27 protein-coding genes and 4 tRNA genes are annotated in these 26,644 nt (G+C 45.9%); all 31 read left to right on the top strand.

Features of this window, described 5'->3' with window-relative positions; all coding sequences use genetic code 11:
- Positions 1 to 108: 108 nt before the first annotated feature.
- The 31 genes from ACZM6M_RS15880 (at position 109) to ACZM6M_RS15730 (ending at position 26,643) form a co-directional block, all read left to right on the top strand.
- A tRNA-Gly gene (locus tag ACZM6M_RS15880) sits at positions 109 to 180 on the top strand.
- A gap of 103 nt (positions 181 to 283) precedes the next feature.
- Complete coding sequence (locus ACZM6M_RS15875) at positions 284 to 661, top strand: VOC family protein (RefSeq protein WP_178275909.1); 378 nt, start codon at positions 284 to 286, stop codon at positions 659 to 661.
- Positions 662 to 859: 198 nt separating this feature from the next.
- A complete protein-coding gene (locus ACZM6M_RS15870; RefSeq protein ID WP_317439826.1) occupies positions 860 to 1,879 on the top strand; it encodes an ABC transporter permease in 1,020 nt (339 codons plus the stop codon).
- Positions 1,879 to 2,862 carry an iron chelate uptake ABC transporter family permease subunit gene (locus tag ACZM6M_RS15865; RefSeq protein WP_489490558.1) on the top strand — a complete coding sequence of 328 codons (984 nt, stop codon included), beginning with the start codon at positions 1,879 to 1,881 and terminating at the stop codon, positions 2,860 to 2,862. Before ACZM6M_RS15870 ends, ACZM6M_RS15865 begins: the two co-directional genes overlap by 1 nt.
- Positions 2,859 to 3,611 (top strand): iron ABC transporter ATP-binding protein, encoded by a 753-nt coding sequence (locus ACZM6M_RS15860; RefSeq protein ID WP_178275910.1) that lies wholly within the window; start codon positions 2,859 to 2,861, stop codon positions 3,609 to 3,611. The genes ACZM6M_RS15865 and ACZM6M_RS15860 overlap by 4 nt, the downstream gene beginning before the upstream one ends.
- Positions 3,612 to 3,647: 36 nt before the next feature.
- Complete coding sequence (locus tag ACZM6M_RS15855) at positions 3,648 to 4,601, top strand: siderophore ABC transporter substrate-binding protein (RefSeq protein ID WP_489490557.1); 954 nt, start codon at positions 3,648 to 3,650, stop codon at positions 4,599 to 4,601.
- Between the two features lie 67 nt (positions 4,602 to 4,668).
- Complete coding sequence (gene truA / locus ACZM6M_RS15850) at positions 4,669 to 5,430, top strand: tRNA pseudouridine(38-40) synthase TruA (RefSeq protein ID WP_340277723.1); 762 nt, start codon at positions 4,669 to 4,671, stop codon at positions 5,428 to 5,430.
- A complete protein-coding gene (locus tag ACZM6M_RS15845) occupies positions 5,427 to 6,614 on the top strand; it encodes a cation diffusion facilitator family transporter (protein ID WP_066549926.1) in 1,188 nt (395 codons plus the stop codon). The genes truA and ACZM6M_RS15845 overlap by 4 nt, the downstream gene beginning before the upstream one ends.
- Before the next feature lie 40 nt (positions 6,615 to 6,654).
- Complete coding sequence (locus tag ACZM6M_RS15840; protein WP_066549923.1) at positions 6,655 to 7,170, top strand: RNA polymerase sigma factor; 516 nt, start codon at positions 6,655 to 6,657, stop codon at positions 7,168 to 7,170.
- Positions 7,171 to 7,224: 54 nt separating this feature from the next.
- Positions 7,225 to 7,297: transfer RNA gene (locus ACZM6M_RS15835), tRNA-Gln, on the top strand.
- 86 nt (positions 7,298 to 7,383) lie between these two features.
- Positions 7,384 to 7,456: transfer RNA gene (locus ACZM6M_RS15830), tRNA-Gln, on the top strand.
- Positions 7,457 to 7,492: 36 nt separating this feature from the next.
- Positions 7,493 to 7,565: transfer RNA gene (locus ACZM6M_RS15825), tRNA-Gln, on the top strand.
- A gap of 113 nt (positions 7,566 to 7,678) precedes the next feature.
- Positions 7,679 to 8,407, top strand: coding sequence for an acyl-[acyl-carrier-protein] thioesterase (locus ACZM6M_RS15820; RefSeq protein ID WP_066549920.1), 729 nt, complete (start codon positions 7,679 to 7,681; stop codon positions 8,405 to 8,407).
- A 15-nt stretch (positions 8,408 to 8,422) separates the two neighbouring features.
- Positions 8,423 to 9,256: a CvfB family protein gene (locus ACZM6M_RS15815; protein WP_066549914.1), complete on the top strand. Its 834-nt coding sequence runs from the start codon at positions 8,423 to 8,425 to the stop codon at positions 9,254 to 9,256.
- Between the two features lie 115 nt (positions 9,257 to 9,371).
- Complete coding sequence (locus ACZM6M_RS15810; protein ID WP_066549907.1) at positions 9,372 to 10,229, top strand: YitT family protein; 858 nt, start codon at positions 9,372 to 9,374, stop codon at positions 10,227 to 10,229.
- Between the two features lie 194 nt (positions 10,230 to 10,423).
- Positions 10,424 to 11,536, top strand: a complete 1,113-nt coding sequence (locus ACZM6M_RS15805) for an ABC transporter ATP-binding protein (protein ID WP_066549900.1) — start codon at positions 10,424 to 10,426, stop codon at positions 11,534 to 11,536.
- A gap of 150 nt (positions 11,537 to 11,686) precedes the next feature.
- Positions 11,687 to 12,775 (top strand): PucR family transcriptional regulator, encoded by a 1,089-nt coding sequence (locus ACZM6M_RS15800; RefSeq protein ID WP_066549897.1) that lies wholly within the window; start codon positions 11,687 to 11,689, stop codon positions 12,773 to 12,775.
- Between the two features lie 15 nt (positions 12,776 to 12,790).
- Positions 12,791 to 13,462, top strand: a complete 672-nt coding sequence (gene ftsE, locus ACZM6M_RS15795) for a cell division ATP-binding protein FtsE (RefSeq protein WP_066549895.1) — start codon at positions 12,791 to 12,793, stop codon at positions 13,460 to 13,462.
- 57 nt (positions 13,463 to 13,519) lie between these two features.
- Complete coding sequence (locus ACZM6M_RS15790) at positions 13,520 to 14,422, top strand: cell division protein FtsX (protein ID WP_418926605.1); 903 nt, start codon at positions 13,520 to 13,522, stop codon at positions 14,420 to 14,422.
- 19 nt (positions 14,423 to 14,441) lie between these two features.
- The gene (locus ACZM6M_RS15785; RefSeq protein ID WP_337433518.1) at positions 14,442 to 15,674 is read left to right on the top strand and encodes a murein hydrolase activator EnvC family protein; all 1,233 of its coding nucleotides are present in this window, start codon (positions 14,442 to 14,444) and stop codon (positions 15,672 to 15,674) included.
- A 128-nt stretch (positions 15,675 to 15,802) separates the two neighbouring features.
- A complete protein-coding gene (locus tag ACZM6M_RS15780; protein ID WP_489490556.1) occupies positions 15,803 to 17,068 on the top strand; it encodes a S41 family peptidase in 1,266 nt (421 codons plus the stop codon).
- A gap of 367 nt (positions 17,069 to 17,435) precedes the next feature.
- Positions 17,436 to 18,476 carry a LacI family DNA-binding transcriptional regulator gene (locus tag ACZM6M_RS15775; RefSeq protein WP_489490555.1) on the top strand — a complete coding sequence of 347 codons (1,041 nt, stop codon included), beginning with the start codon at positions 17,436 to 17,438 and terminating at the stop codon, positions 18,474 to 18,476.
- 97 nt (positions 18,477 to 18,573) lie between these two features.
- Positions 18,574 to 19,728 carry an ABC transporter substrate-binding protein gene (locus ACZM6M_RS15770; RefSeq protein ID WP_489490554.1) on the top strand — a complete coding sequence of 385 codons (1,155 nt, stop codon included), beginning with the start codon at positions 18,574 to 18,576 and terminating at the stop codon, positions 19,726 to 19,728.
- Between the two features lie 72 nt (positions 19,729 to 19,800).
- Positions 19,801 to 20,676, top strand: coding sequence for a branched-chain amino acid ABC transporter permease (locus ACZM6M_RS15765; RefSeq protein ID WP_489490553.1), 876 nt, complete (start codon positions 19,801 to 19,803; stop codon positions 20,674 to 20,676).
- Positions 20,676 to 21,689, top strand: a complete 1,014-nt coding sequence (locus ACZM6M_RS15760; RefSeq protein ID WP_489490552.1) for a branched-chain amino acid ABC transporter permease — start codon at positions 20,676 to 20,678, stop codon at positions 21,687 to 21,689. Before ACZM6M_RS15765 ends, ACZM6M_RS15760 begins: the two co-directional genes overlap by 1 nt.
- A complete protein-coding gene (locus ACZM6M_RS15755; protein WP_489490551.1) occupies positions 21,686 to 22,480 on the top strand; it encodes an ABC transporter ATP-binding protein in 795 nt (264 codons plus the stop codon). The genes ACZM6M_RS15760 and ACZM6M_RS15755 overlap by 4 nt, the downstream gene beginning before the upstream one ends.
- 2 nt (positions 22,481 to 22,482) lie before the next feature.
- On the top strand, positions 22,483 to 23,193 hold the full coding sequence (locus ACZM6M_RS15750; RefSeq protein WP_337934131.1) for an ABC transporter ATP-binding protein: 711 nt from the start codon (positions 22,483 to 22,485) through the stop codon (positions 23,191 to 23,193).
- Between the two features lie 39 nt (positions 23,194 to 23,232).
- Positions 23,233 to 24,240, top strand: a complete 1,008-nt coding sequence (locus ACZM6M_RS15745) for a dihydroxyacetone kinase subunit DhaK (RefSeq protein ID WP_337934132.1) — start codon at positions 23,233 to 23,235, stop codon at positions 24,238 to 24,240.
- A 13-nt stretch (positions 24,241 to 24,253) separates the two neighbouring features.
- Positions 24,254 to 24,868, top strand: coding sequence for a dihydroxyacetone kinase subunit L (locus ACZM6M_RS15740; RefSeq protein ID WP_337934133.1), 615 nt, complete (start codon positions 24,254 to 24,256; stop codon positions 24,866 to 24,868).
- 22 nt (positions 24,869 to 24,890) lie between these two features.
- The gene (gene rbsK / locus ACZM6M_RS15735; protein ID WP_337934141.1) at positions 24,891 to 25,820 is read left to right on the top strand and encodes a ribokinase; all 930 of its coding nucleotides are present in this window, start codon (positions 24,891 to 24,893) and stop codon (positions 25,818 to 25,820) included.
- A 28-nt stretch (positions 25,821 to 25,848) separates the two neighbouring features.
- Positions 25,849 to 26,643: an SDR family NAD(P)-dependent oxidoreductase gene (locus tag ACZM6M_RS15730; protein WP_337934134.1), complete on the top strand. Its 795-nt coding sequence runs from the start codon at positions 25,849 to 25,851 to the stop codon at positions 26,641 to 26,643.
- Position 26,644: the final 1 nt, after the last annotated feature.

Below are 26,644 nucleotides of genomic sequence, written 5' to 3'. Positions count from 1 at the left end.
AGCTGACTGATACTAATCGGTCGAGGGCTTGACCAGAAGGTTTAGGGAAAACGGTTGTGGCTTGGTTGTTCAGTATGTGGTTTTGAAGGTATATGTGAAAATATCAATGCGCGAGTGGCTCAGTGGTGGAGCACCACCTTGCCAAGGTGGGGGCCGCGGGTTCGAATCCCGTCTCGCGCTTTTTTTATTGGCTGGAATTGCTTGATTTTTCAAGAATTTCAGCCATTTTGTATTCTCTGAAAATTGGTAGACAGTTGTAGACAGGAAGAAAGGAAGATCGACCATGAAGCTGAGGAACATTCTTCTTGCAGTAAAAGATATCGAAAAATCAAGGCAATTTTATCACAAACTCTTTGGCCTTCAGACCGTGCTTAATAGTGAAGGAAATATGATTTTAACGGAAGGCCTTGTGCTTCAGGATGAAAAAATCTGGAGAGAAGCTCTGGGAAAGGAGATTATTCCTGAAAATAATTTCTGCGAGTTGTATTTTGAAGAGCCGGAGATAGAAGCTTTTATCTGTAAATTGGAAACACAATATCCGTCGATTCAGTATGTCAATCGGCTTACAGAGTACAGCTGGGGACAGAAGATGGTGCGGTTTTATGACTTGGATGGAAATCTGATTGAAGTAAGAACACCCATGTACAAAGGAAAGCTATAGGCATTTGGAAAACAGCTGCCGAGTTCTGCAAGATAATTCTTGACAAAAAATAAAAGTTAGTGTATTCTAATCGTGCTCATGTGCATCGACTGCGATACTTTAAAAGGTCAGCAGCAGATACACATTTTATTTTATTCAAAAGTTAGATAGAACTAACTAAAAAAAGGAGGTACTACTATTAATAGTCGATTTTTAACGGTGATTCTGGCCCTGGCTCTTTTATGCCTGTCTGCGGCATCTTTGTTCATTGGAGTAATTGATCTTACGCCATCCCATTTGATTACGGGAGGGGCAGAGCAGCTTGAGATTTTACTGATTTCCCGTCTTCCCCGCCTTCTTGCGATTCTCTGCACAGGTGTGGGAATGAGCGTAGCAGGGCTGATGATGCAGCAGCTTTGTATGAATAAATTTGTATCTCCTACCACAGGAGCTACTATTTCATCAGCGCAGTTTGGCATCCTTCTGGCACTTTTGTTTATGCCAGGTTCTACACTTTGGGGACGGGCGCTGTTTGCATTCGGAGCAGCGTTGGCAGGCACCTGGATTTTTGTCTGGTTTATTCAGAGGATACCGTTCAAGGATGCGGTTATGGTTCCGCTGGTGGGAATTATGTTTAACAATGTGATTTCCGGAATGACCAGCTATCTGGCATATAAATATGAAATGACACAGGCATTATCTTCCTGGCTGGTGGGACATTTTTCCATGGTTTTAAGAGGAAGGTATGAAATCGTTTATCTGACAGTCCCGCTGGTAATCCTGGCATTTCTTTTTGCCAATCACTTCAATATTGTGGGAATGGGACGTGATTTTTCGGAAAATCTCGGTGTGCCCTATCACCTGATCCTGTTTCTGGGGCTTACCATTTCAGCTATGATCACAGCCTCTATTGTAGTGGTGGTCGGTTCCATTTCCTATATCGGCCTTATCGTTCCCAATGTGATTTCCATGATAAAGGGGGACAGGATCAGAGGTACGCTGACAGATACCGCACTGTTTGGAGCCGTGTTTGTTCTGGCCTGTGACATGATTGGGCGAAGCGTGATTGCCCCTTATGAACTTCCAATCGAATTGATTGTAGGGATTGTAGGAAGTATCCTTTTCATTGCCATTATATTTTACAGGCTGAAGTACGGAAAAAAATCCGTTGTATTCAAGCTTCCTCAGATAAAAAATATGAGAGTTATGGAAGCAGGGAAAGGGAGGAAAATACAGTGATGCAGAAGAACGCTCATAAAACCCGGGCCGGGCTGCTCCTTATGGCAGTTCTGGCGCTTGGCGCGGCAGCCCTTTATATGCTTGTAAATGTGGATTTTGAAAATGAGAAGCTGTTTGCATATGCCATGCGTATTCGTGCTCCCAAACTGTTTGCCATGATGATCACAGCATTTGCCATTGGCGGGGCATCTCTGGTATTTCAGTCCGTTATCAATAATACCATTGTGACTCCCTGCCTTTTGGGAATGGATTCCCTCTATATGCTGATTCATACGGCAGTTATCTTTGCAGCAGGATCAGGCAGTATACTGGCTGTTAATGCAAAGGCAGCCTTTGGAGTGGATTTATTGATCATGGGAACCGCTGCAACGGTGATTTACAGCACACTGTTTAGGAAAACCGGCCATAATGTGCTCTATGTACTTCTGATCGGTACTGTGCTCAATTCATTTTTCGGCAGTGTGCAGTCTGCACTTACGCGGATTATGGACCCCAATGAGTATGACAGCCTTCTTGCAGATCTGGTAGCAAGCTTTGCAAATGTAAATTCTGAAATTATGGTCATTGCGGCTTTAGTGCTGGCGCTTGTGGTGTTTGCTCTGAGGAAGGAGTTAGCACTTCTGGATGTGATCACATTGGGAAAGGATCAGGCAGTTAATCTGGGGGTAGATTATGACAGATGCATCCGTCGTCTGCTTCTTGGAGTGGCATTATTTATCGCAGTGGCTACGGCCATGGTAGGACCGGTTTCCTTTTTAGGACTGATTCTTGCGAATCTTTCCCGTCAGCTTCTAAAGACTTACCGCCACAGCCAGTTGATTTTAGGCTCCGTATTTTTTGGGATCATCATCCTGGTGGGCGGGCAGCTGATCGTGGAGCAGGTATTTACCTATACAGTACCGGTAAGTGTTTTTATTACATTTTTTGGCGGCATTTATTTTCTATATCTGCTGCTTACTGAAAGGAGGCGTCGCGGCCTGTGAGAATTAGAGAACTGATTAAAAAATATGATGGAAAAACAGTGGTGGATTCGGTCAGCTTTCAGATCCCCAGGGGAAAGGTAACTTCCTTTATCGGCCCGAACGGAGCAGGCAAATCTACGGTTATGGGAATGATTTCCAGACTGCTTCAGAGAGACAGCGGGCTGATCGAGTTTGAGGGGAAGGATATCAAAGGCTGGAGGAGCAGGGAGTTGTCCAGACGGCTTGCAATCCTGACCCAGAGCAACCAGATCCAGATGAAACTTACCGTAGAAGAGCTGGTGGCATTTGGGCGTTTTCCCTATTCCGGAGGCCGTTTGACGGATGAGGATAAACGGATAATTGACCGGGCGATTTCCTATATGGAACTGGAGGCCTTCAGGGAGCGGTTCATAGATGAGCTGTCCGGAGGCCAGCGCCAGAGAGCCTATATTGCCATGGTAATTGCTCAGGATACAGAATATATTCTGTTGGACGAACCCACTAACAACCTGGATATTTACCATGCCACGAATCTGATGAAAATGGTGCGCCGTCTCTGTGATGAGCTGGGAAAAACAGTAGTGCTGGTGCTTCATGAGATTAATTATGCGGCCTTTTACTCTGATTATATCTGCGCATTTGCAGATGGAAAAGTAGAAAAATTTGGAAAAGTAGAAGAGGTTATCACAAAAGAGACTTTGTCAAAACTGTACAGGGTAGAGTTTGAGATTATGGAGATTGAGGGAAAACCTCTTTCAATCTGGTATTAAAAAAAGAAAACAGGATTATTGATACTTGCTGCGGTTATGGTGCTGGGGCTTTCCGCCTGCTCCGGTTCAAATGAGACAAATCAAAGCCAGACGGAGGCTGTTACAAAGGCAGAACCGTCGGTTGTTACCGTTAAAACCTTAAATGGAGATAAGAAGGAGGTGGATTTGGAGGTTCCCTTTGACCCAAAGAGGGTTGCTGTGATGGATATGGCGGCGCTGGACATTTTAGAACAGCTGGGACTGGAAGAACGGGTAGTGGGCGCTTCCGATACTTCCTTAGATTATCTTGAAAAATATATGGAAAAAGAGCAGGTTGCAGCTCTCGGCACGATTAAGGAGGCGGATATGGAGGCAGTGATGGCCAGTGGGCCGGATGTGATTTTTATAGGCGGCAGACTGGCAAAGTCTTATGATGCTTTAAGCGGGATCGCTCCTGTCGTGTATCTGTCCATAGATACCCAGCTTGGAACATTGGAAAGTGTCCGAAAAAATGCCGGGATCATTGCGTCCATATTTGGATTGGAGGAGCAGGCAGACCAGCTGCTTGAGGGATTTGAGGAATGGCTTGCAGCGCTGGCTGGATTTTCAACGGATAAGACAGCGATTGTGGGGATGGTTACAAGCGGAGGTTTTAATGTTCTTGGGAATGACGGCAGATGCTCCCTGATCAGCCGGGAAGCCGGATTTGAGAATATTGGAGTTGATGCAGAGATTGACACATCAACTCATGGAAATGAAGCATCCTTTGAGTTTGTTGTGGAAAAGGAGCCGGATTATGTGTTTGTACTGGACCGGGATGCTGCAGTGGGAACAGAGGGCGCGAAGCTTGCACAGGAGATTATGGAAAATGAGCTGATAATGGGAACAGAAGCGTATCGGAATGGAAATCTGATTTATCTGTCCAATCCGGCTGTATGGTATACCGCAGAGGGCGGTATCCGTGCTCTGGATCAGATGATCGGGGATCTGGAATTTGCACTGTTAAAATAAAGTTGTAATAGCCGGTTTTTTGTACTATAATAGGCGGGATACTTAATAGTTAGAAAGGACAGAGCAGATGAATTACAAGATGATTCTGGCCTATGACGGTACCCGGTACAATGGCTGGCAGAAGCAGGGAAATACAGACCGGACCATTCAGGGAAAATTAGAGCAGATTCTTACCAGGATGGCAGGCAGACCCATAGAGGTTTTCGGCTCCGGGCGCACGGACAGGGGTGTTCATGCGGAAGGTCAGACAGCAAATTTCCATTTAAAGCAGACAGAAGAATATGAAGACAAAAGTTTACAGATTCTGGAATATATCAACACCTACCTTCCTGAGGATATTGCGGTTCTTTCCTGTGAGGCAGTACCGGAACGCTTTCACAGCCGTTTAAGCGCAGCGAGAAAGACGTACCGTTACCAGATTGAGATGAGCCCTAAAAAGAACGTATTTCAAAGAGATTATTATTATGGTCTTGGTTGCAGGCTGGATCAGAAAAAAATGGAAGAAGCGGCAGCGTTTCTTATCGGAACCCATGATTTTAAGAGTTTTTGCGGCAACAGCCGGATGAAAAAATCAACCGTCCGCCGGATAGACTCCATTGAATTTGAAGCAGCGGGAGAGAGCCGCCTGCATATCCGCTATACAGGAAATGGCTTTTTGCAGCAGATGGTTCGGATTCTTACAGGAACGCTCATCGAAGCAGGGCTGGGAAAGAGAGAGCCTGAGCAGATGAAGGCCGTTCTGGAAGCCCTGAACCGCCAGGCAGCAGGGTTTACGGCTCCGGCTCAGGGGCTTTTTCTGGAAAAGGTTGAATATGGTGAGGGAAAATGACAGAATTTCTGGTAAAACATTTTGTAAAAGGATATGAAAATACGGAAAAAGATGAGGTGCGGACTTCCTACGGCATTTTAGCGAGTATCGTAGGAATCTTCTGCAATCTTCTTCTCTTTGGAGCCAAGCTTTTTATCGGGCTTCTGGTAAACAGCGTTTCTGTTATGGCAGATGCATTTAACAACCTGTCCGATGCGGCCTCCTCCATCATCGGCTTTATCGGCGTGAAGATGGCAGGTAAGCCGGCCGATGCGGATCACCCCTTTGGACACGGAAGAATTGAATATATTTCTGCTTTTATCGTGGCATTTCTGGTCATCCAGGTGGGCTTTTCTCTGTTTAAAACATCTGTGGGAAAGATCCTTCACCCGGAGCCTATGACCTTTAAATGGATTTCGGTAGTGATTCTGATTTTATCAATCTGCGTGAAATTCTGGCTTTCCGCGTTTAACCGGAAGCTGGGAAAGCGGATCAATTCAAAGGTGATGCTTGCCACAGCTGCAGACGCAATGGGAGATGTGGTCACAACGGGAGCAGCAGCCCTGTCTCTTCTGGTATTTGGCCTCTGGAATGTAAATATTGATGGCATTACAGGTCTTATGGTGTCAGCAGCAGTGCTTTTTGCAGGCTACAATATTGCAAAGGATACGCTGGCGCCTTTGATCGGAGAAGCCATTCCTCCTGAGGTCTATGAGGAAATATCCAGCTTTGTAGAAGGGTTTGACGGTATTTTGGGTACCCATGATCTCATTGTTCACAACTACGGTCCATCCAAAAGCATGGCCTCTATTCACGCAGAGGTTTCAGCGGGCGCGGAAATTGCAGAATCCCATGCGATCGTAGACCGGATTGAGAGGGAAGCCGCCCGGAAAATGGGACTTTTGCTGGTAATCCATATGGATCCGGTAGAAACAGATAATGAGCGGTTAAATACATACAGGAAAATGCTGGAAAATGTTTTGGCAGATGTGGATGTACGTCTGTCCTTCCATGATTTCCGCATGGTAGGGAAGGATAAAAATGTCTGTCTGATTTTTGATCTGGTGATTCCAAGAGAATATAAAGACGGTGCAGTGGGAAAACTGAGAACAAGGATCAGCAATGAAATGCGCCGGAGAGATCCGGACTGCCGTTGTGCTATTACAGTAGAAAACAGCTACCGTTCAGAAGAAGGAGTAAAGTAGGGTTTCATAAAAAGCTGATCCCTGAAAGGGGATACCATTGATGAAAGAGGAATGGATACAGAAGATCGCGGAGGGAGACAGGGATACCTTCCGCGATTTTTATAAAGAGGCTGCGGGGCCGGTATACAGCTTTATCCTGTCTCTCACAAGGGATGTCCATGAGGCAGAGGATCTGATGCAGGATACCTTCTTATGCGTATGGGACAGGGCAGAGGACTATGAACCGCAGGGAAAGCCCCTGGCCTGGGTGTTTACCATAGCCAGACATCTGTGCTACATGAGATTCAGACAGCGCAGGAGGGAAACGGAGCTTTCTGAATGGGATAAAGAGGAAGAGGGGGAGGTATACGCGGCATTGGAACAGGCGCCGGAACGTAAGGTTTTGTCTGATGCTCTGGCTGCCTTAAGGGAAGAGGATCGGCAGATCGTGCTTCTTCATGCGGCAGCAGGCTTAAAACACAGGGAAGTGGCTTCAGCTTTGGGCCTTCCTCTGGCTACAGAGCTGTCAAAATACAACCGCTCCATGAAAAAGCTTCAAAAAATCCTGCAAAAATAAAAAAATACTTGACGTGACTCTATAGCTGATATATAATATATAACGTTGTATTGATGGGCTATCGCCAAATGGTAAGGCAACGGACTCTGACTCCGTCATTTTCAAGGTTCGAATCCTTGTAGCCCAGCTAAAGCATTTTTATAAAAAGTGCTTGACGAAATTTGTTATTCTGTGTATAATAATTTTCGCAGCTGCGGATGCGGCAAAGAATAATGGGCTATCGCCAAATGGTAAGGCAACGGACTCTGACTCCGTCATTTTCAAGGTTCGAATCCTTGTAGCCCAGCTGAGAAGCATATGGCGTCTCTACATAATTAAATAGTGGGCTATCGCCAAATGGTAAGGCAACGGACTCTGACTCCGTCATTTTCAAGGTTCGAATCCTTGTAGCCCAGTTGAAAAGCCTTTAGATGCAGATGCATTTGGAGGCTTTTGTTTTGCCTGAAAGTATGATATACTTACAGAATAGGAGATTTGGCCTGAGGGCCCAAAGCAGAGAGAGGCAGCTATGTATCAGTTTAAGAGCAGGATCCGGTACAGCGAAACAGATGAAACAGGACGGCTGAGCGTACCGGGAATTATCAATTATATGCAGGATTGCAGTACCTTTCAGTCAGAGGATGGCAGAATGGGAATAAGCTATCTGAAGGAGCATCATCGCGCATGGCTTCTTTCAGGCTGGCGGATCGTGATTGACCGTTATCCGAAGCTGGGGGAGGAGATTACTGCGGGAACCTGGCACTGCGGCAGCAAAGGGTTTTACGGGTATCGTGATTTTGTGCTGCTGGATCAGGAAAATAACCCTCTGGTCCGGGCAAATTCTCTCTGGTTTTTCTATGATACAGAAAAAAATATGCCGGTGCGTATCCAGCCAGAAGATATCCTTCCTTACGGAATACCGCAGCCGTCTCAGGATCTGGGAGAAGCACCCAGAAAGATTCTCATTCCGGAGAAATACGAAACAGCAGCAGCTGTAGTGATCGGCCGTCATCATCTTGACACCAATCATCATGTAAATAATTCCCAGTATGTGGAGATTGCAAAGGATGCCATCCCTGTGGGGCTTAAGATCCGTGAAATCCGGGCAGACTATAAAAAGGCAGCTCGTCTGGGCGATACGGTGATTCCCAGAATCACGCCGGCAGGCCAGGGCCAGTGGACTGTGGCCCTTGTAAATGAAACGGGAGAGCTTTATGCAGCGGTATGGCTTGGAGGACAGGAGCAGCCGGGACAGTAAAAGAGGAGCAGACATATGATAGAATTAGGAAAAGTACAGGAGCTTGAGATCGTCAGGACAAAGGAATTCGGCGTATACTTAAGCGAAAAAGCAGGAGATGAGGCAGCAGTCCTTCTTCCGAAGAAACAGGTTCCCCAGGGAGCGCAGATCGGAGATAAGGTGGAGGTTTTTGTATACAAGGATTCCTCGGATCGCTTGATCTCTACCACAGCCAGACCGAAGCTTCAGGTGGGGGAATGTGCCATTTTGGAGGTAAAGGATGTAGGAAAGATAGGAGCATTTTTGGATATGGGACTGGAAAAGGATCTGCTTCTTCCCTTTAAAGAGCAGAGCCATCCGGTGCGTCGGGGAGAAAAATGCCTGGTCTGCCTTTATGTGGACAAGAGCAGCCGTCTGGCAGCTACCATGAAGGTATATTCCCATATGAGCAATCAGTCTCCTTATAAGGCAGAGGATTGGGTGGAAGGTACGATCTATGAGATCAACGAACAGATCGGAGCCTTTGTAGCAGTGGACAACCGGTATTATGGTTTGATCCCCAAAATAGAGATGTACGGCCGTTTCAGAGAAGGCGATCAGATAAAAGCCAGAGTCATGAGGGTTCGTGAGGACGGCAAACTGGATCTGTGCGTAAGGGAAAGAGCCTATGTCCAGATGGGAGCAGATGCAGAGCAGGTTTTAAAGGTCATTGACGAATTTGACGGAGTTCTCCCTTTTAATGACAAGGCGCGTCCTGAAACGATTCTCAGGGAGTTTAACATGAGTAAAAATGCCTTTAAGCGTGCCGTGGGCCGCCTTTTAAAGGAAGGAAAGATAGAGATTACAGAAAAGACCATCCGCCGGATCTGATTGATGTGTGTTTACAGGATACCAGGATCAAACGATCACAGGGTGGAGATTACAGGGCAGTTCTAAAAGGGCTGCTCTTTTTTTACAGGAAGTCCGGACAGAAGGAGGTTTGGTTATGACAGAAAAGAAACAGCAGATTCGGGATTATCTTGCAATTACCGTAGGAACGATCCTTATCGCGTTTGCTATTAAAAATATTTTTGATCCTGTGAGCATGGTAACCGGAGGCGTTTCGGGCGCGGCCATTATTTTAAAAGAACTCTGGCAGGTTCCTCTGTGGCTGACTAATACGGTTTTGAATATCCCACTGTTTTTGGCTGCCTTTCGTATGATGGGCTGGCAGTTTATCGGACGCACTTTGTACTCCACGGCCATGCTGTCTGCGGCTTTGTATGTGCTTCCGGAGATGGGACTTGTGAAGGAAGATATGATTTTATCGGCTCTTTTTGGCGGTGTTCTCAGCGGCGTGGGGACAGGGCTTGTATTCCTTGGAGGCTGTACCACAGGCGGAACGGATATGCTGGCCGTGCTGATCCGGGGAAGGCTGCGCCACTATTCATCGGCACAGATCATGCAGGTTTTGGACGGAGGTATTGTAGCAGCCGGCGCTCTTGTGTTCGGGATCAGGCCTTCTTTATATGCGATGATCGCCATTGTCTGCGTATCCAGAGTTACGGATCGCCTGATCGAAGGAATGAAGTTTTCAAAAGAGGCCTGGATCATTTCAAAACAGGACAAAGAGATTGCGGAAGCGGTGATGGAACGCCTGGGAAGAGGAGTTACCAGCATAAAAGCAGTGGGTATGTATTCAAAAGAAGAGAAAAACCTGCTGTTTTGCGTGGTTTCTCCCAAGGAAATTGTAAAAATCAAGTCAATTGTGCGTGAGTTTGATCCGCATGCGTTTTTTGTTGTCAGCGACGCTCGTGAAGTTTTCGGGGAAGGGTTTATCGAGAAGGAAGACAGGATAACATAATAAACAAAATTTTTTCAGAAAATATTGGAATGTGTTGACAGATTGGATATTTTTTTTATTCGATATACAATTTAGCTAAAACACAAAATTGAACTTTGTGGATTTACAATATGGATTAAAAAGGGACTTTCATGTATGATATAGGCAAGTCGCAAATGAGTTTACAAAAACCCAATTCAGGAGGAAATTATAATATGGCAAGCTTATCCCTTAGAAATGTTACCAAGAAGTACCCCAACGGTTTCGTTGCTGTTAAGGACTTTAACCTTGAGATTGCAGATAAGGAATTTATCATCTTCGTAGGTCCGTCCGGCTGCGGTAAGTCCACTACCCTTCGTATGATCGCAGGTCTGGAGGATATTTCCTCTGGTGAGCTGTACATCGACGGCAAGCTGGTAAATGACGTTGAGCCAAAGGACAGAGATATCGCGATGGTATTCCAGAACTACGCTCTGTATCCTCATATGTCCGTATATGACAACATGGCATTCGGCCTGAAGTTAAGAAAGACTCCAAAGGATGAGATCGATAAGAAGGTTCATGATGCAGCCAAGATCCTGGATCTGGAGCATCTGTTAGACCGTAAGCCAAAGGCTCTGTCCGGCGGTCAGAGACAGCGAGTAGCTATGGGTCGTGCGATTGTCCGCAGTCCTAAGGTATTCCTGATGGATGAGCCTCTGTCCAACCTGGATGCAAAGTTAAGAGGACAGATGCGTGTTGAGATTTCCAAGCTGCATCAGAGACTGGAAACAACGATTATCTACGTTACACATGACCAGACCGAGGCTATGACACTGGGTACCAGAATCGTTGTTATGAAGGACGGCGTGGTACAGCAGGTAGACAGCCCTCAGAATCTGTATGACAGACCGTGCAACAAGTTCGTTGCAGGTTTCATCGGCGCTCCTCAGATGAACATGATCGATGCTCAGGTTGCAAAGGCTGGTTCTGACATTACCTTATCCTTCGGCGGTCACACAGTAGCGCTTCCTGCTGCAAAGGGCAAGGGCTTAGAAGAGGGCGGCTACATTGGAAAGACCGTTACTCTGGGTATCCGTCCAGAGGATCTGCATGATGAGGAAGCATTCCTTGAGGCAAATCCAAAGAGCATTTTCCAGGCTGAGATCCGTGTATACGAGATGTTAGGTTCTGAGGTTCTTCTGTACTTCGATATCGATGATGCTAACTTTACTGCAAAGGTAAATCCTCGTACAACTGCAAGACCTGGCGATTCCATCAAGGTTGCTATGGATCTGGATAAGGTACATATCTTCGATAAGGAAACAGAGAAGGTAATCATCAACTAATAGGGCAGCAGATTTCATAAATGAAAAAATCTGATTGTAAAAAAAGGCAGGAGAGGTGACAACTCTCTTGCTTTTTTTGTAATTTTGCATTAAAATATGAAAATAGAGAAAGTGGAAACTTTTGAAATACGTCAAAAAGGAGAGTATGGAATGATTTCAAATCAGATACTCCAGACTACACTGGATGGATTAAAAGCAATCACAAGAATTGATTTAGGTATTTGCGACACAGAAGGAAAGGTGCTGGCATCCACCTTTACAGACGCGGAAGAGTCAGAAAGTTCGATCCTGGTATTTGTGGATTCTCCGGCAGACAGCCAGGTGATCCAGGGATACCAGTTCTTTAAGGTATTTGACGAGCATCAGCTTGAGTATATCCTGCTTGCAAAGGGAGCCAGCGATGATGTATATATGGTAGGAAAGCTGGCTGCATTCCAGATCCAGAACCTTCTGGTGGCCTATAAGGAGCGCTTTGATAAGGACAACTTTATCAAGAACCTGCTCCTTGACAATCTGCTGTTAGTAGATATCTATAACCGTGCCAAGAAGCTTCATATTGAAACAGATGTGAAGCGCGTGGTATTTATCATTGAAACACACAATGAAAAGGATGTAAATGCTCTTGAGACCGTGCGCAGCCTTTTTGCATCCAAGACAAAGGACTTCATTACAGCAGTGGATGAGAAGAATATTATCCTTGTAAAAGAGGTTCGTCAGGGAGAGTCTTACGGAGAGCTGGACAAGACTGCCAACACAATTTTGGATATGATGAATACGGAGGCTATGACAAAGGTTCGCGTATCCTATGGTACGGTGATCAATGATATTAAGGAAGTGTCACGTTCCTACAAGGAGGCCAAGATGGCTCTGGATGTAGGCCGCATCTTCTATGCAAACAAAAATGTAATCGCTTACAGCAATCTGGGTATCGGCCGTCTGATCTATCAGCTTCCCATCCCGCTGTGCAAGATGTTTATCCGCGAGGTATTTGACGGCAAGTCACCGGATGAGTTTGACGAGGAGACCCTGGCTACGATCAACAAGTTCTTTGAGAACAGCCTGAACGTATCCGAGACTTCCAGACAGCTGTATATCCACAGAAATACCCTGGTTTACCGTCTGGATAAGCTGCAGAAGAGCACCGGACTGGATCTTCGCGTATTTGAGGATGCCATTACCTTTAAGATCGCGCTTATGGTAGCCAAATACATGAAGTATATGGAAAGCCTGGATTATTAAAATGAGGTCGGGGAAATGATAGAACTCAGTCATGTGAACAAGGTCTACAGCGAGGGAAACCGGGCTGTGAAGGATCTGAGCCTGACCATAGATGACGGAGAATTTGCCTTTATCGTAGGACGAAGCGGCTCCGGAAAGAGTACGCTTTTAAAGCTCCTTTTAAAGGAGCTTGAGCCTACTTCCGGGCGGATTGTGGTCAATGATATGGATCTGGGGAAGATGCCCCGAAGATATGTTCCGAAATACCGGAGAAAATTAGGTGTGGTCTTTCAGGATTTCCGTCTCCTGAAAGACCTTACTGTCTTTGAAAACGTTGCATTTGCTCAGAGAGTCATCGGCGTGCCGGGAAGGGTGATCCGTGACACCGTGCCCGAGATGCTGCGTCTTGTGGGGCTTTCTGCCAAATACAAGGCATATCCGGCTCAGCTTTCCGGAGGAGAGCAGCAGCGCGTGGCCATTGCAAGGGCATTGATCAACCGGCCGGAGGTTCTTCTGGCAGATGAGCCTACAGGCAATTTAGACAGCTTTAACGCCCATGAAATTATGCATCTGCTGGAGGAGATCAATCAGCGTGGAACCACGATGATCGTGGTGACACACAGCCATGAGATGGTGCAGCAGATGAAAAAACGGGTCATTACCATGGAACGCGGGGCAGTGATTCAGGATGAAGGCGGATCCAGATAAGAAAATGAGGCGCTTAAGCGTCCGGACGGGTCTGCCGGAAAGGCATAATGATTAAAAATGAGTACATTCTGGTATTGCCTGAAACAGGGCATTGCTAATATATGCAGAAATATTTTGTTTTCGCTGGCATCCATAGCGACGATTTCTGCATGTATTTTTTTATTCTGCCTTTTTTTCTCACTGGCAGCCAATGTGATCCATGGCGCCAGGACAGCCCAGGAAACGGTGGGAATCTCTGTCTTTTTCGATGAGGGGATGACAGAGGATGAAATTCTGGCAGCGGGAGAAGAAATAAAAGGCTGGAAAGAGGTGCGTCAGGCAGAGTACACCTCAGCCGAGGAAGCCTGGGATACATTTAAGGCTCAGTACTTTGAGGGAGCCGAAGATTTGGCCGAAGGGTTTGAAAACGATAATCCTCTGGCAAATTCTGCTTCCTTTGAGATTTTTTTAAACGATATTTCCGATCAGGAGTCGGTTGCAGACCGCCTGGAGGCCATGGATGGGGTGCGCCGGGTGCGGTATTCCAGTACCCTGGCAGCAGGATTTACAAGCGTTGGAAAGATGATCGGATTGATTTCGGCTCTGATCATCGGCGTGCTTCTTGCGGTAGCTGTTTTTTTGATCAGCAATACTATTTCTGTGGCAGCGGCATTCCGCAGGCGGGAAAATGAGATCATGCGCTATATAGGAGCCACTAACTTTATGATACGGGCGCCCTTTCTGGTAGAAGGCCTGCTTCTGGGACTTCTGGGAGCTCTTGTGCCTCTTGGGGGCATATGGGTTCTCTATGAAAAAGGAATGTTGTATCTGGAAGAAAATTATTCCATGATCACAGATCTGGTTGAGCCACTTGCGCTGGGAACCATATTCCCCTATATGACAGGGGGAGCTTTAATGTTAGGCGTCGGAATCGGACTTTTAGTAAGCTTTGTGACGATCCAGCGCCATCTGAGAGTTTAGGCAGGATAAACGAGGGCATATGAGAAAAAAGAAGATAGCGGTTTTGGCAGCAGCGGCCGCCTTGACCTTGGGAACGGTATTTTCCTCCTATGCCACCAGTAAGGCTATAGAGGATGCGAAAAAAAAGGTTTCTTCCATGGAGGAGGAAAAGAAAAAGGTAGAGTCTACTTTAAAGGAGCTGGAGGGAAAGAAGTCAGATACAGCGGCCTATGTAAAGGAGCTGGATCGAAATCTGTCCGCCCTGGCAGGGGAGCTTACAAAGCTGGAGGGAGATATTTCCCAGAAGGAAGAGCAGATAGAGGAAGCGAAAGTGGAGCTGGAAACAGCCAAAATTACGGAGAACCGCCAGTATGAGGACATGAAGCTGCGGATCCAGTATATGTATGAAAATGGTCAGACTGGCCTGTTGGAGTCCATGATGCAGTCAGAGAGCATTGCAGAGCTTTTAAACCGGGCAGAGTATGCCAGCCAGATTACCTCCTATGACAGGAAAATGCTGGAGGAGTACAGAAAAACCAGGCAGGAGGTGGCTTTAAAGGAGGAAGCTCTTAAGACGGAGCATCAGGAGCTTCTTACCCTTCAGGATTCCACGAAGGCAAAGCAGAGCTCGGTAAAGACACTGATGGCTTCCAAGGAGGCAGAGCTGGCTTCCTATGAGACGAAGATCGCTTCTGCACAGGGAGAGATTGACCAGTATAATGCGGATATCAAAGCCCAGGAGGAGCATATGGCCCGTGTGGAGGCGGAGATACGGAGAAAGGAAGAGGAAGCCAGAAAAGCAGAAGAAGCCAGAAGGGCAGAAGAAGCCAAGAAAAATCAGTCTTCTGCCGGTGGGGATAGTACGGTAAAAAAAGGGAACACTAATTTTATATGGCCCTGTCCTGCAAGCGGACGGATTTCATCCGCGTTTGGGGACCGGAGCTCACCGACCGAGGGAGCTTCTACCAATCATAAGGGAATTGACATTCCGGCGCCGTCCGGTTCCTCTATTGTGGCGGCAGCAGATGGCAAGGTAGTGATCTCTACATACAGCTATTCGGCCGGAAATTATATTATGATCGATCATGGCGGCGGGCTTACTACTGTATATATGCACTGCTCTCAGCTTCTCGTGAAGGAAGGGGAGACTGTAAAACAGGGACAGACTATTGCAAAGGTAGGATCGACAGGATATTCCACAGGGCCTCATCTGCATTTTGGCGTTCGGTCCGGCGGAAGCTATGTAAATCCTTCCGGTTATGTAAGTCCATAAAGGGGCATACAGTGTAACAGGACAGAGAGGCCCCTTAAAGGCCAGATAGGAGACAAAAAGTGGAAGATCAAAGATATGACAGACAAAGCGAGAGAGGAAAGGCGGCAGGAAGCCAGAACCGGTTCTGGATGGGAGTTCTTACGGGAGCTCTCGTCATGGCGTTTGTGGGGCTGATCATCGTAGGTATGTCTGCGGGAATCTACCTGTTCGGACGGCGGGTGATCAGCCGTCAGCCTCAGCCCGGCGCTCCCTCTATTACGGAGGAGCCTGCAAAGAGAGTGGACTTTGAGCAGGTGACCTCAAAGATGGAGATGATCCAGCAGATCATAGACCAGGTATTTCTTTATGACGAGGACGCTCAGAATGTAGAGGATTTTATCTACCGCGGTATGATGGCAGGCCTGGATGATCCCTATTCTGTATATTATTCCGAAGAGGATTATAAGCTGATGCAGGAAAGCACCAGCGGCACCTATTCCGGAATCGGGGCTATGATTAGCCAGAACCGCACTACCGGCCTTTGTACGGTGGTAAAGGTATTTGACGGCTCTCCGGCTCTGGAGGCAGGGATGCGGCCGGGGGATGTGGTCTATAAGGTAGAAGATACGTTAGTAGCAGGGGAAAGCCTGGATGTGATCGTGAGTAATTATGTAAAGGGAGAAGAAGGAACTCCGGTGCAGATTACCGTATACCGGGCAGACGAGGACGCCTATGTGGATCTGACTCTTACCAGAAAGAAAATAGAGGTTCCTACTGTGGAGTCCCGGATGCTGGAAGAAACAACAGGTTATGTGGCTGTGAGCGAATTTGATCTGATTACAGTAGATCAGTTTAAAACAGCCATTGATGACCTGACGGCAGAGGGAATGAAGCAGCTGGTGATCGATCTGCGGAATAATCCCGGAGGTATATTAGACAGCGCCGTAGCCATGGTGGACTATCTGATTCCGGATGATATGATGGATTTTAAGAAGGGAGAGGGAAAATCGCTCATTGTTTATACGGCTGACCGAAACGGAGAAGGGGAAACCTATACCGCTTCCGATGGCCATGCAGTGGATCTTCCTATCGCCATTCTGGTAAATGGTGATTCTGCAAGCGCTTCGGAGGTGTTTACAGGTGCGATGAAGGATTATGGAAGAGCAGTCGTGGTAGGAACTACCAGCTACGGAAAGGGAATTGTTCAGAATCTCATTCCTCTGGGAGATGGTTCTGCCATTAAGCTTACGACCGCCCACTATTATACGCCGAGCGGTTTTGACCTTCATGAAAAAGGAATTGTGCCGGATGTGGAGGTTCCTTTGGATGAAGCTTTAAGAACGCAGGCAGTAATTCGCCCGGAGGATGACAATCAGCTTAAAAAGGCTGTGGAGGTTTTAAATAACGGGCAGTAGGATGAAAATAAAAACGGCAGTGCCGGACAGACTTGAAAGGAAGTCTTACGGTACTGCCGTTTTTATGACGTTTGGGAAACATAAGGATTGAAGCGAGTGATTTAACAGCTATGTGAGAAATAGAAAAGTAAGCGCTTACTTTTAAAGTGAAAAATGAGCAGAAAAATGATGTGTCATATAGGCAAAGTTTACAAAAAGCATGAAATAAAACTGACAATATAACTAAAAATAGATTTAGATTTGAAAAAACAAATGGGCAGTATTGACATAAAAAGGAAGAGGGTGTATGATGAGTGCATAGAAAAGAAAACGGTTACAAAAATGGCGAGTTAGTATTATCAGTTGCATAAAAAGAGGAAGACAAACGATGAAGCACCAGGAAACGAGTATTTATACAATTGCAGAAGATGCGGGAGTGTCTATAGCAACAGTTTCCCGCGTGATTAATCAAATTCCGTCTGTCAGCGAAAAGAACAGGCAAAAGGTTCTTGCTTCAATTAAAAAGTTTAACTACATTCCAAATGTTTCGGCAAGAAACCTAAGTACATCACGTACAACTTCAGTGGGTGTGTTTGTTCCAGATATTTCAAACCGATATTTTATGCAGCTTTTGCGGGGAATTACAAAAGAAGCAGATGAATTGGGCTACAACATTGTCCTGTTTGACACGGCAAATGATGTGATGCGTGAACGAAAGCTGCTTGATTCTGCAAGAGAATTGCGTTTGTGCGGAATCATTATTGCGCCAGTTTCCTATATAGGCTGGATCAATATACAGAAAATGAAAGATTTGGAAGCATTTGGTATCCCGATTGTTTTGATGGATCGAGAATTGATCGTAGATGAGTTTGACCGTGTTGTTTCAACAGATGAGGAGGGAAGCTTTCAGGCGGTATCGGAGCTGATTCGTTTGGGCCATCAGAAAATTGCGTTAATCAGCGGACCGGAAACCGTTTACAATGTTTGCAAAAGAATGAATGGATATTATAACGCAATGCGGGCTGCAGGGATTATGGTAAGGGAGGAATACATCAGAAAAGGTGATTTTACAGTTGACACTGCATACCATGAAGCAATGATATTGTGCAGATTGCCTGATCCGCCAACAGCAATCTTCTCTTTTAATTATGATACAACATATGGTTGTCTGAAGGCATTTGCAGAGTTAAATTTGAGAGTTGGTGAAGACATTGCACTGATTGGTTTTGATGATATCGAAGAATTGGAACACCTTCACTATAATATTACAGTGGTTAGCAGGGATGCGCCGCATATGGGGAGACTTGCGGTAAGACAGCTGTCGAAACGAATTACACTGGAGGAAACGAAAAAAGAAACAACAACAGCTTTTGTGGAAACAGAACTGATTTTAAGAGGGTCTGAGAAGTATCCTTTGAGAACAGTTTAATGAAAGTTTTCAAAATATTTATGGAAAGGGGGAAAGATGATTTCGTTTCTTAATTAGGTTGCAATATATATAATGTAAAAATGGAGGAAAAGCAAAAATGAAAAAATTAGTTGCAGTTACACTCTGCGCCGCTCTGTCAGTGGGGATGATGACCGGTTGTGGAAAAGAAGAAAAGAAAGCAGATGACAGTGTAATCAAAATTGGTGTGCTGGCGCCGCTTACTGGAACCAACGCCGAGTATGGCAAGGGTTTTGAGATAGGAACCCAGATGGCGGCTGATCGTATCAATGCGGCAGGCGGTGTGAACGGACGTAAGATTGAGATGGTTGTAAAAGACTCTAAGGGAGATTCAAAAGAGAGTTCTGATCTTTGCCGTATGTTTGCAGATGATGAAGAAATTATGGCGATCATCGGAGATTTTACCAGTGGGGCTTGTATGGCAAATGCGCCGATTGTTGATGAGGCACAGATCGTACAGCTGTCTCCAACCGCATCTAACCCTGATTATGCAGGCATGAGTGATTATTGCTTCAGTATCATGGGACGTCAGGATGGAGAAGCACCGTTTTATGCAAAATATATTTTAAATAAGTACATGGGTGCAAAACGCCTTGGTGTTATTTATATCAACAGTGACTGGGGTAAATCCTGTTTTGATAACTTCAAGGTACAGTGTGATGCAGATGGCTTGGAAATCGTAGAAGCTGTTAACTATGTACAGGATGAGAAGGATTTCTCCTCTCTTATTACAAAGCTGAAAGCAGCGGATCCTGATGTTATCTGTATTATGGATCAGGGTGCGGTTCCACAGGTAATTAATCAGATCAGAAGTTCCGGCTGGACCGATATTCCGATTACAACTTTAGGCCCTGGAACATCTCAGCAGCTGATTGACCTGTGTGGTGAAAATGCAGAGGGACTGCTGTTAACATCACCATTCTTCTTTGATCCGAAAGATGAAGAATTAATGGCCTGGAAAGACGAGTTTGTTTCCAAGGCAGGATTTGAGCCTACGATCCATCCGGTTGACGCATTTGACTGTGTTTACCTGTTAGCAGAAGCAATTGAAGCCTGCGGAGATGATATAAACCGTGTCAGCATTCGTGACAACCTTGCAAAGGTTGAAATGACAGGCGTATCCGGCCCGATTAAATTTAACGAAGATGGAGATATTACACGTCAGTATTTAATCTGCGGCGTAGAAAATGGAGAATATGTCATCAAAGAAGGATTTGAATATTCCCAGGAATAAAATTGATAAAAGCAAGCAATGCCTACTCGTGTCGGCATGGGCAGGCATTGCTTTTGTTCAGAGGAGGACAGTATGGAATATTTTTTGAATCAGTTGGTCAATGGACTGTGTCAAGGATCCATGTATGCCTTGATGGCCATTGGTTATTCCGTTGTCGTCGGTGTCGTAGGTATGGTTACATTTACCCACGGTGAAGTAATTATGATTGGCGCCTTTGCTGCATTTTATATGTTTAACGCATTCGGCAACAATCTGTTACTGGGAATTATAGCGAGCTTCTGTGCATCTTGGCTTATCGGTATGTTAGTCTATAAAGTCTGCTATGAACATTTCTTCAATGCACCACGTCACATTTCACTTATCTGTACCATTGGAATCAGCACCTTAATTAAAAATCTGGCACAAATCGTGTTTGGGCCAAACCAAATGCCAATGCTGAATATCGTTGAAAACAGCATCTACGAGATTGGACCGATTCAAATTTCAAGTGTTCAGATTCTTGTACTTGTTATTGTTATTATTTTGGCGGGCACCCTTTCTGTCGTATTTAACAGAACAAAGTGGGGCATTGCGCTTCGTGCTGTCAGCCAGGATAAAACGGCAGCATATATGGTGGGTATCAATGTAAAACGCACAGCAATGATTGGAAACTGTATTGGCTGCGGACTCGGCGGCGTAGCAGGTATGCTGTTATCGATTTACTATCAGAGCCTGAGCGCTACCATGGGAGGACCTTACGGTATGAAAGCGTTTGCTTCCTCTGTGCTGGGTGGTCTGACAGATGTTCGTTTTTCTGCAATCGGCGGCGTATGTATCGGAATCATCGAGAACATTGGAATCACAATTTCTTCCGCAAGTTTCCGAGACGTATTTGCATTTGGTTTCCTGATCCTGGTTCTGATTATCAGGCCTCAGGGATTTACATCTAAGAAGGGAGCACGTCCATAATGAGAGAACTGGTTTATAAAATCGAGGAATTCTACCAAAAGCACAAACTGGTGGTTTTGCTTGGCGTATTGATTGTTCTTGCACTGCTGCCTTTCGTGTTTACAAAAAGTTATATTCTGGGTGTATTTTGCCGTATGCTTTTATATGCAACACTGGCGGGCTCTTTGAATGCGATCAATGGATACAGTGGTCAAACCTGTATTGGACATGCCGGATTTTTCTGTATCGGAGCCTATACAGAGGCGATTTTGGCAACGCGCCTTGGTGTACCGTTCTGGGTTGCTTTAGTTGCCGGCGGTGTGGTAACCGCAGTATTCGGCGGACTGGTTGCATTGCCGACACTGAAAATGAAAGGTGTTTATCTTTCCATCGTTACACTGGGATTTTCAGAGATTGTACGTCTTGTGGCACTGAACTGGGAGCCGGTTACCGGAGGCCCTATGGGTATTAAAGGAATTCCGGTTCCAACCTTCTTTGGAATGGAGTTTTCCGGTTCACGTACATACTATTATATTTTCCTTTTCATTGCAGTACTGTTCCTTTTTATAACAAACCGTATTATTAAGTCCCGTATGGGGCGCGCGTGGGTTTCGATTCGTGAAGACGAACTGGCGGCAAAATCACTTGGCGTACAGATCTCCCGCTATAAAGCAGTAAACTTCATGTATGGTGCGTTTTGGGCAGGTATTGCTGGCGCGGCATATGCACCGTATGTACGTTTTATTGACTCTACCATGTTCTCTCTGGATGAGGGATTCAGCATTTTATCCATGGTAATCGTTGGCGGACAGGGTACTTTAATCGGACCGGTTATCGGTTCAGCGATCATCAACGGAATGACAGAGTTCCTGCGCCCGATCGGCCAGTGGAGAATGGTGGCATATGGCCTGCTGATCATCGTTATGATGTGGTGGAGGCCGCAGGGACTTGTTGGAGCATCCGACAGTATCCTTGCAGGAAATAAGGCAAATAAAAAGTCTGCCAAGAAACAGAAGAAAGGGGGATCAAAATGAGCGTTTTGTTAGAAGCACGTGATGTGTGCATGTATTTCGGCGGTTTAAAGGCAGTAGAATCTGTTAATATGTCCGTAAATCAAGGCGATATTTTTGGAATCATTGGACCGAATGGTGCAGGAAAAACCACTTTCTTTAACGTTTGCTCTGGTATTTATCAGCCAACAAAGGGTGAAATTATTTTAGACGGAAAGAAAATATCTGGTATGTCATCGGATCAGATTGCCGGCCAGGGAATGGCGAGAACGTTCCAGAATATTCAGCTGTTTCGGTATATGAGCGTTTTGGATAATGTAAAGATTGGTTTCCACAACCGAACCAAAGCCGGTCTGTGGGATGCAATTGCACATACGAAGCGCTATAAAGAAGACGAGGCATTTGTTGTAGAACAGGGAATTGAGGTTCTGAAAAAAGTAGGGCTTTTGGAATACAAAGATACCCTGGCAGGAAATTTGGCTTACGGCGTTCAGCGAAAAGTAGAAATTGCGCGTGCACTTGCACTGAATCCGAAGATTCTTCTGCTGGATGAGCCGGCAGCGGGAATGAACCCCCTGGAGACACAGTCCCTTATGGAATTTATCAAACAGCTGAATGCAAGCGGATATACAATTGTCGTTATTGAGCATGATATGAAGTTTGTTATGAATTCCTGCAATCGGATTTTGGTTTTGAACTTTGGCCAGAAAATTTGCGAGGGAACACCGGATGAAGTAAAGAATAATCGTCAGGTTCACGAGGCTTATTTCGGTAAGGGCGTGATTGCCGGAGATGTAGTGAAGGGAGATGCTTAAATATGTTGAAAATAGATCATCTTTCCGTGAATTATGGGTATATTACAGCACTGACTGATATCAGCCTGGAAGTTAAGAAGGGCGAGATCATCACACTGATCGGCGGTAACGGAGCTGGAAAGACAACAACCATGATGTCCATATCAAATCTTGTAGAAAAGGAAAGCGGAAAAATCTTTTTTAAGGATCAGGATATCACCAATACAGCGCCGGATAAAATTGTAAAAATGGGCTTGGCACATGTGCCTGAAGGGCGAAAGATTTTCCCGTCCCTGACCGTTTATGAAAACCTGCAGGCAGGAACACTGGGAAATCCGAAGCTGACAAAAGGGGAAATCAATGATTTGATCGTTCAGTGCTATGACCTGTTCCCGCGTCTGAAGGAACGCAGTACGCAGGGCGGCGGAAGCTTATCCGGCGGAGAGCAGCAGATGCTTGCCATTGCAAGAGGCCTCATGATGGATCCGGAGCTCATTATGCTGGATGAGCCGTCTCTTGGTCTGGCCCCCATTGTGGTAGAGGAAATTTTTGAGCTGATTTTAAAGATCCGAGATATGGGAAAGACGGTTTTGCTGATTGAACAGAATGCATCTATGGCTCTTTCCATTGCGGACAGGGGCTATGTTTTGGAAACAGGAAGTATTACCCTGAGCGGAAAGGGAAAAGAGCTTCTTGTGAACCCTGAGGTTATGAGGGCATATCTGGGAGCATAAATAATTTGAGAACAATTGATCGTGACAGGAGGAACTACCATGAAAAAAATAATCAATAAGCCGGAAAATTTCGTAGATGAGACCATGGAGGGAATTATCTGTGCTTATGGAGACCGGGTAAAACTGCTCAATGGAGATAAGCGTGTGCTTGTGACCAATTATCCTGTGCAGAAGGGTAAGGTTGGTATTGTGACCGCAGGCGGAAGCGGGCATTTGCCGGTATTTCTTGGATATGTAGGACAGGGAATGCTGGATGGCTGCGCAGTCGGAAATGTATTTGCATCTCCGTCTGCACAGAAGATGGCAGATATGATTCAGGCCTGTGACTACGGCAGCGGCGTTTTATGCCTCTACGGAAATTATGGCGGAGACAAAATGAACTTTGCCATGGCGTGTGAGATGGCTGAATTTGAGGATGTTGAAACCCGTACCGTACTGGTTTGTGACGATGTGTGCTCAAGCCCGAAGGAAACGGCAGAACGCCGCCGCGGTGTTGCAGGCATGGTCTATGCATTTAAGATTGCGGGTGCAGCAGCAGAAAAGATGATGAGCCTTGACGAAGTAGCGGCAGCTGCACAGAAAGCGCTTGATAATACGAGAACCATGGGCGTTGCACTGTCTCCCTGCATTGTTCCGGAAGCAGGAAAGCCAACCTTTACGATTCAGGATGATGAAATTGAGCTTGGCATGGGCATCCACGGAGAGCCCGGAATTGAAGTACGAAAGATGATGACTGCAGATGAGATTGCAGAGGTTATTTTGAATAAGATTACAGAGGATATGCCGCTTCAGGATGGAGACGAGGTTTCTGTTATGGTTAATGGTCTTGGGGCAACACCTCTGGAAGAGCAGTTGATTGTTTACCGGAAGCTTCATGCGCTCCTTAAGGAAAGGGGAGTGAGCGTATATATGCCGCATATTGGAGAGTATGCGACATCTATGGAAATGGCAGGCTTGTCTGTTACAATTATTCGTTTGGATGCTGAGTTAAAGGAACTTTTGAGAAGTCCGGCTTCCACACCGTTCTATACCAATTCAAACAAATAAGGAGGAATTTTGTATGAATGCAGAAAGCTTGAAAAGAGCAATGGCGCAGATCAGTGCGGTAATGAATGAAAACCGGGAATATCTGGTAGAGCTTGATTCGCGAAATGGAGACGGAGATCTGGGGATCTCCATGAGCAGCGGATATCAGGCAGTAAAGGATTATCTGGCAACAAGCGAGGAAAGAGATCTGGGAATTCTTTTGAAAAACTGCAGCAGTGTATTTAATGAAGCGGCTCCGTCTTCTCTTGGAACCATTACTTCATTCGCTTTGCTGGGGATGGCAAAAGCTCTGCGTAAAAAGGAAGAGTGCACATTGGAAGAATTAGCAGACGCAATGGCTGCAGGTTTACAGATGATTATGGACAAAGCCGGATCAAAACCAGGAGAAAAGACCATACTGGATGCGCTTTGCCCGGCAGTTGAGGCGCTGAAGCAGAACAGCGGAGCCGATACCAAAACAGCATTTGAGCTTGCTGCAAAAGCAGCAGCAGAGGGTTCGGAGAGCACAAAGGAGATGCGTTCTGTTCACGGGCGCGCGGCATATTACGGAGATAAGAGTATTGGGCTTGTAGATGGCGGTTCAGTAGTTGGAAAATTGATTTTTGAGGGAATTTATACAGCTTGCTAATGCTGTGAAGGATTCGGAAGGACTGGGAAATATGAAACAAAAAATTACTGTTTTTGGAAGCTATGTGACGGATCTTATGAGCCGTACACCGCACCTTCCGCTCCCTGCTGAAACAGTAAAAGGAACTGTTTTTAGTATGAGTGCCGGAGGAAAGGGGTTCAACCAGGCAATCGCAGCAAAAAAGATGGATGCAGATGTAGTCATGGTTACAAAAATGGCAAAGGATCCATTTGGAAAACTTGCTTTAGACCTGATGGATGAGCTTTCCATGGACACTTCTCATATTCTGTACTCAGAGACAGAGGGAACGGGAACTGCACTTATTATGGTGGATGAGTCTACCGGACAAAACGAGATTGTTGTAGTTCCTGGAGCCTGTGGTGCGGTCACACTTAAAGAGGTAGAACGTTGCGCGCCGTTGATTCAAAAAAGCGGATACCTTTTGGTGCAGTTTGAAGTCAATATGGACGCGATGGAGCGTGCAGTAGAAATTGCACACGAAGCAGGCGTATGTATTGTAATGAATCCGGCGCCGTATCAGGATGTTTCAGATAAGCTGCTTGGTATGGCAGATATTGTCACGCCAAATGAGGTAGAAGCAGAGGGACTGACGGGAATAAAAGTAGATAGTGAAGAAAGCGCACGTCTGGCTGCTGAAATCCTGCATAAAAAAGGCGTTGGCACAGTGGTGATTACGATGGGGCATCGCGGCAGCTTTGTCTCAACAGGTGAGGAGCATCGTCTTTTACCACCGTTTACAGTGGATGCTCTTGATACCACTGGTGCCGGAGACGCTTTTAACGGCGGTATGGTTGCCGGACTGGCTGAGGGAATGGATATATGGCAGGCAGCGCGTTTTGCCAGTGCTGTGGCAGCGCTTTCTGTAACCAAAATAGGAACATCCAAGGCGATGCCCCAGAGATCAGAAGTTGAGGCGCTTTTGGCAGAGTAGCAGGACGAAAGAGAAGAGGGGGATTGCTGTGGATTTAGGACTTAGCGGGAAGACTGTGGTTATTACAGGTGCAAGTAAGGGAATCGGGCTTGCAGCGGCAGAATTGTTTTTGGAAGAGGGCGCAAAAGTTGCCATTTGCGCGCGGTCAGAAGAACAGCTTATGGAAGCAGTGAAGCTTCTTTCCTCGAAAGGAGAAGTCTTAGGCATAGTAGCAGATGTTTCCAAAGCAAATGAGATGTATCAATTTGCAGAGAAGGTATTTCAGCATTTTGGAAGGATTGACTGCTGGGTTAATAATGTGGGCGCCTCCATGGAAAGAAGAGGAGAAGAATACTCTGAAGAAGAAGTGGAGTGGACCGTTGGCGTATGTTTTAAGTCGGCTGTATATGGATGTCAGGCAGCGTTTCGATATATGAAAGAGCACGGCGGAAGTATTATAAACATCAGTTCCCTTGCAGCACGCTGTGGAACGGTTGGAAGAAGCACATTGTATGGTCCGTTGAAGGCAGCAGTGGTTCAGCTGGCAACGATGTTTGCGGGGGAATATGCAGCATATGGTATTCGTGTGAATGCGGTTCTGCCCGGTTTTACCATGACGCCTGCAGTACAGAGAAATATCCCAAAAGAGGAATTGCAGAAAAATGCAGAGGGTACACTTCTTCACCGCGTTGCGATACCGGAGGAAATTGCGTCGGCAATTGTATTTTTAAGCAGTCCGCGTGCAAGTTATATCACAGCAACGTCTTTGGAGGTTTCAGGAGGACGCAGCGTTGTGCTGAATCCATCCTATTCTTATGAGCAAAAGGCTATAAGAGAACAGTAAA

It is taken from the genome of Enterocloster sp. (genome assembly GCF_057861365.1).
Note: the sequence above shows the minus strand (reverse complement) of the source record. Positions and strands in the feature narration are given on the sequence as shown.

Coding starts and splice junctions, on each gene's coding strand:
- ACZM6M_RS15785 (WP_337433518.1), top strand. CDS start 14,442: ATGAGAAAAAAGAAGATAGCGGTTTTGGCAGCAGCGGCCGCCTTGACC.
- ACZM6M_RS15790 (WP_418926605.1), top strand. CDS start 13,520: ATGAGTACATTCTGGTATTGCCTGAAACAGGGCATTGCTAATATATGC.
- ACZM6M_RS15770 (WP_489490554.1), top strand. CDS start 18,574: ATGAAAAAATTAGTTGCAGTTACACTCTGCGCCGCTCTGTCAGTGGGG.
- ACZM6M_RS15775 (WP_489490555.1), top strand. CDS start 17,436: ATGAAGCACCAGGAAACGAGTATTTATACAATTGCAGAAGATGCGGGA.
- ACZM6M_RS15740 (WP_337934133.1), top strand. CDS start 24,254: ATGAATGCAGAAAGCTTGAAAAGAGCAATGGCGCAGATCAGTGCGGTA.
- ACZM6M_RS15805 (WP_066549900.1), top strand. CDS start 10,424: ATGGCAAGCTTATCCCTTAGAAATGTTACCAAGAAGTACCCCAACGGT.
- ACZM6M_RS15760 (WP_489490552.1), top strand. CDS start 20,676: ATGAGAGAACTGGTTTATAAAATCGAGGAATTCTACCAAAAGCACAAA.
- ACZM6M_RS15755 (WP_489490551.1), top strand. CDS start 21,686: ATGAGCGTTTTGTTAGAAGCACGTGATGTGTGCATGTATTTCGGCGGT.
- ACZM6M_RS15800 (WP_066549897.1), top strand. CDS start 11,687: ATGATTTCAAATCAGATACTCCAGACTACACTGGATGGATTAAAAGCA.
- truA (WP_340277723.1), top strand. CDS start 4,669: ATGAATTACAAGATGATTCTGGCCTATGACGGTACCCGGTACAATGGC.
- ACZM6M_RS15845 (WP_066549926.1), top strand. CDS start 5,427: ATGACAGAATTTCTGGTAAAACATTTTGTAAAAGGATATGAAAATACG.
- ACZM6M_RS15875 (WP_178275909.1), top strand. CDS start 284: ATGAAGCTGAGGAACATTCTTCTTGCAGTAAAAGATATCGAAAAATCA.
- ACZM6M_RS15855 (WP_489490557.1), top strand. CDS start 3,648: ATGGTGCTGGGGCTTTCCGCCTGCTCCGGTTCAAATGAGACAAATCAA.
- ACZM6M_RS15815 (WP_066549914.1), top strand. CDS start 8,423: ATGATAGAATTAGGAAAAGTACAGGAGCTTGAGATCGTCAGGACAAAG.
- ftsE (WP_066549895.1), top strand. CDS start 12,791: ATGATAGAACTCAGTCATGTGAACAAGGTCTACAGCGAGGGAAACCGG.
- ACZM6M_RS15745 (WP_337934132.1), top strand. CDS start 23,233: ATGAAAAAAATAATCAATAAGCCGGAAAATTTCGTAGATGAGACCATG.
- ACZM6M_RS15820 (WP_066549920.1), top strand. CDS start 7,679: ATGTATCAGTTTAAGAGCAGGATCCGGTACAGCGAAACAGATGAAACA.
- ACZM6M_RS15765 (WP_489490553.1), top strand. CDS start 19,801: ATGGAATATTTTTTGAATCAGTTGGTCAATGGACTGTGTCAAGGATCC.
- ACZM6M_RS15750 (WP_337934131.1), top strand. CDS start 22,483: ATGTTGAAAATAGATCATCTTTCCGTGAATTATGGGTATATTACAGCA.
- ACZM6M_RS15780 (WP_489490556.1), top strand. CDS start 15,803: ATGGGAGTTCTTACGGGAGCTCTCGTCATGGCGTTTGTGGGGCTGATC.
- ACZM6M_RS15810 (WP_066549907.1), top strand. CDS start 9,372: ATGACAGAAAAGAAACAGCAGATTCGGGATTATCTTGCAATTACCGTA.
- ACZM6M_RS15840 (WP_066549923.1), top strand. CDS start 6,655: ATGAAAGAGGAATGGATACAGAAGATCGCGGAGGGAGACAGGGATACC.
- ACZM6M_RS15865 (WP_489490558.1), top strand. CDS start 1,879: ATGCAGAAGAACGCTCATAAAACCCGGGCCGGGCTGCTCCTTATGGCA.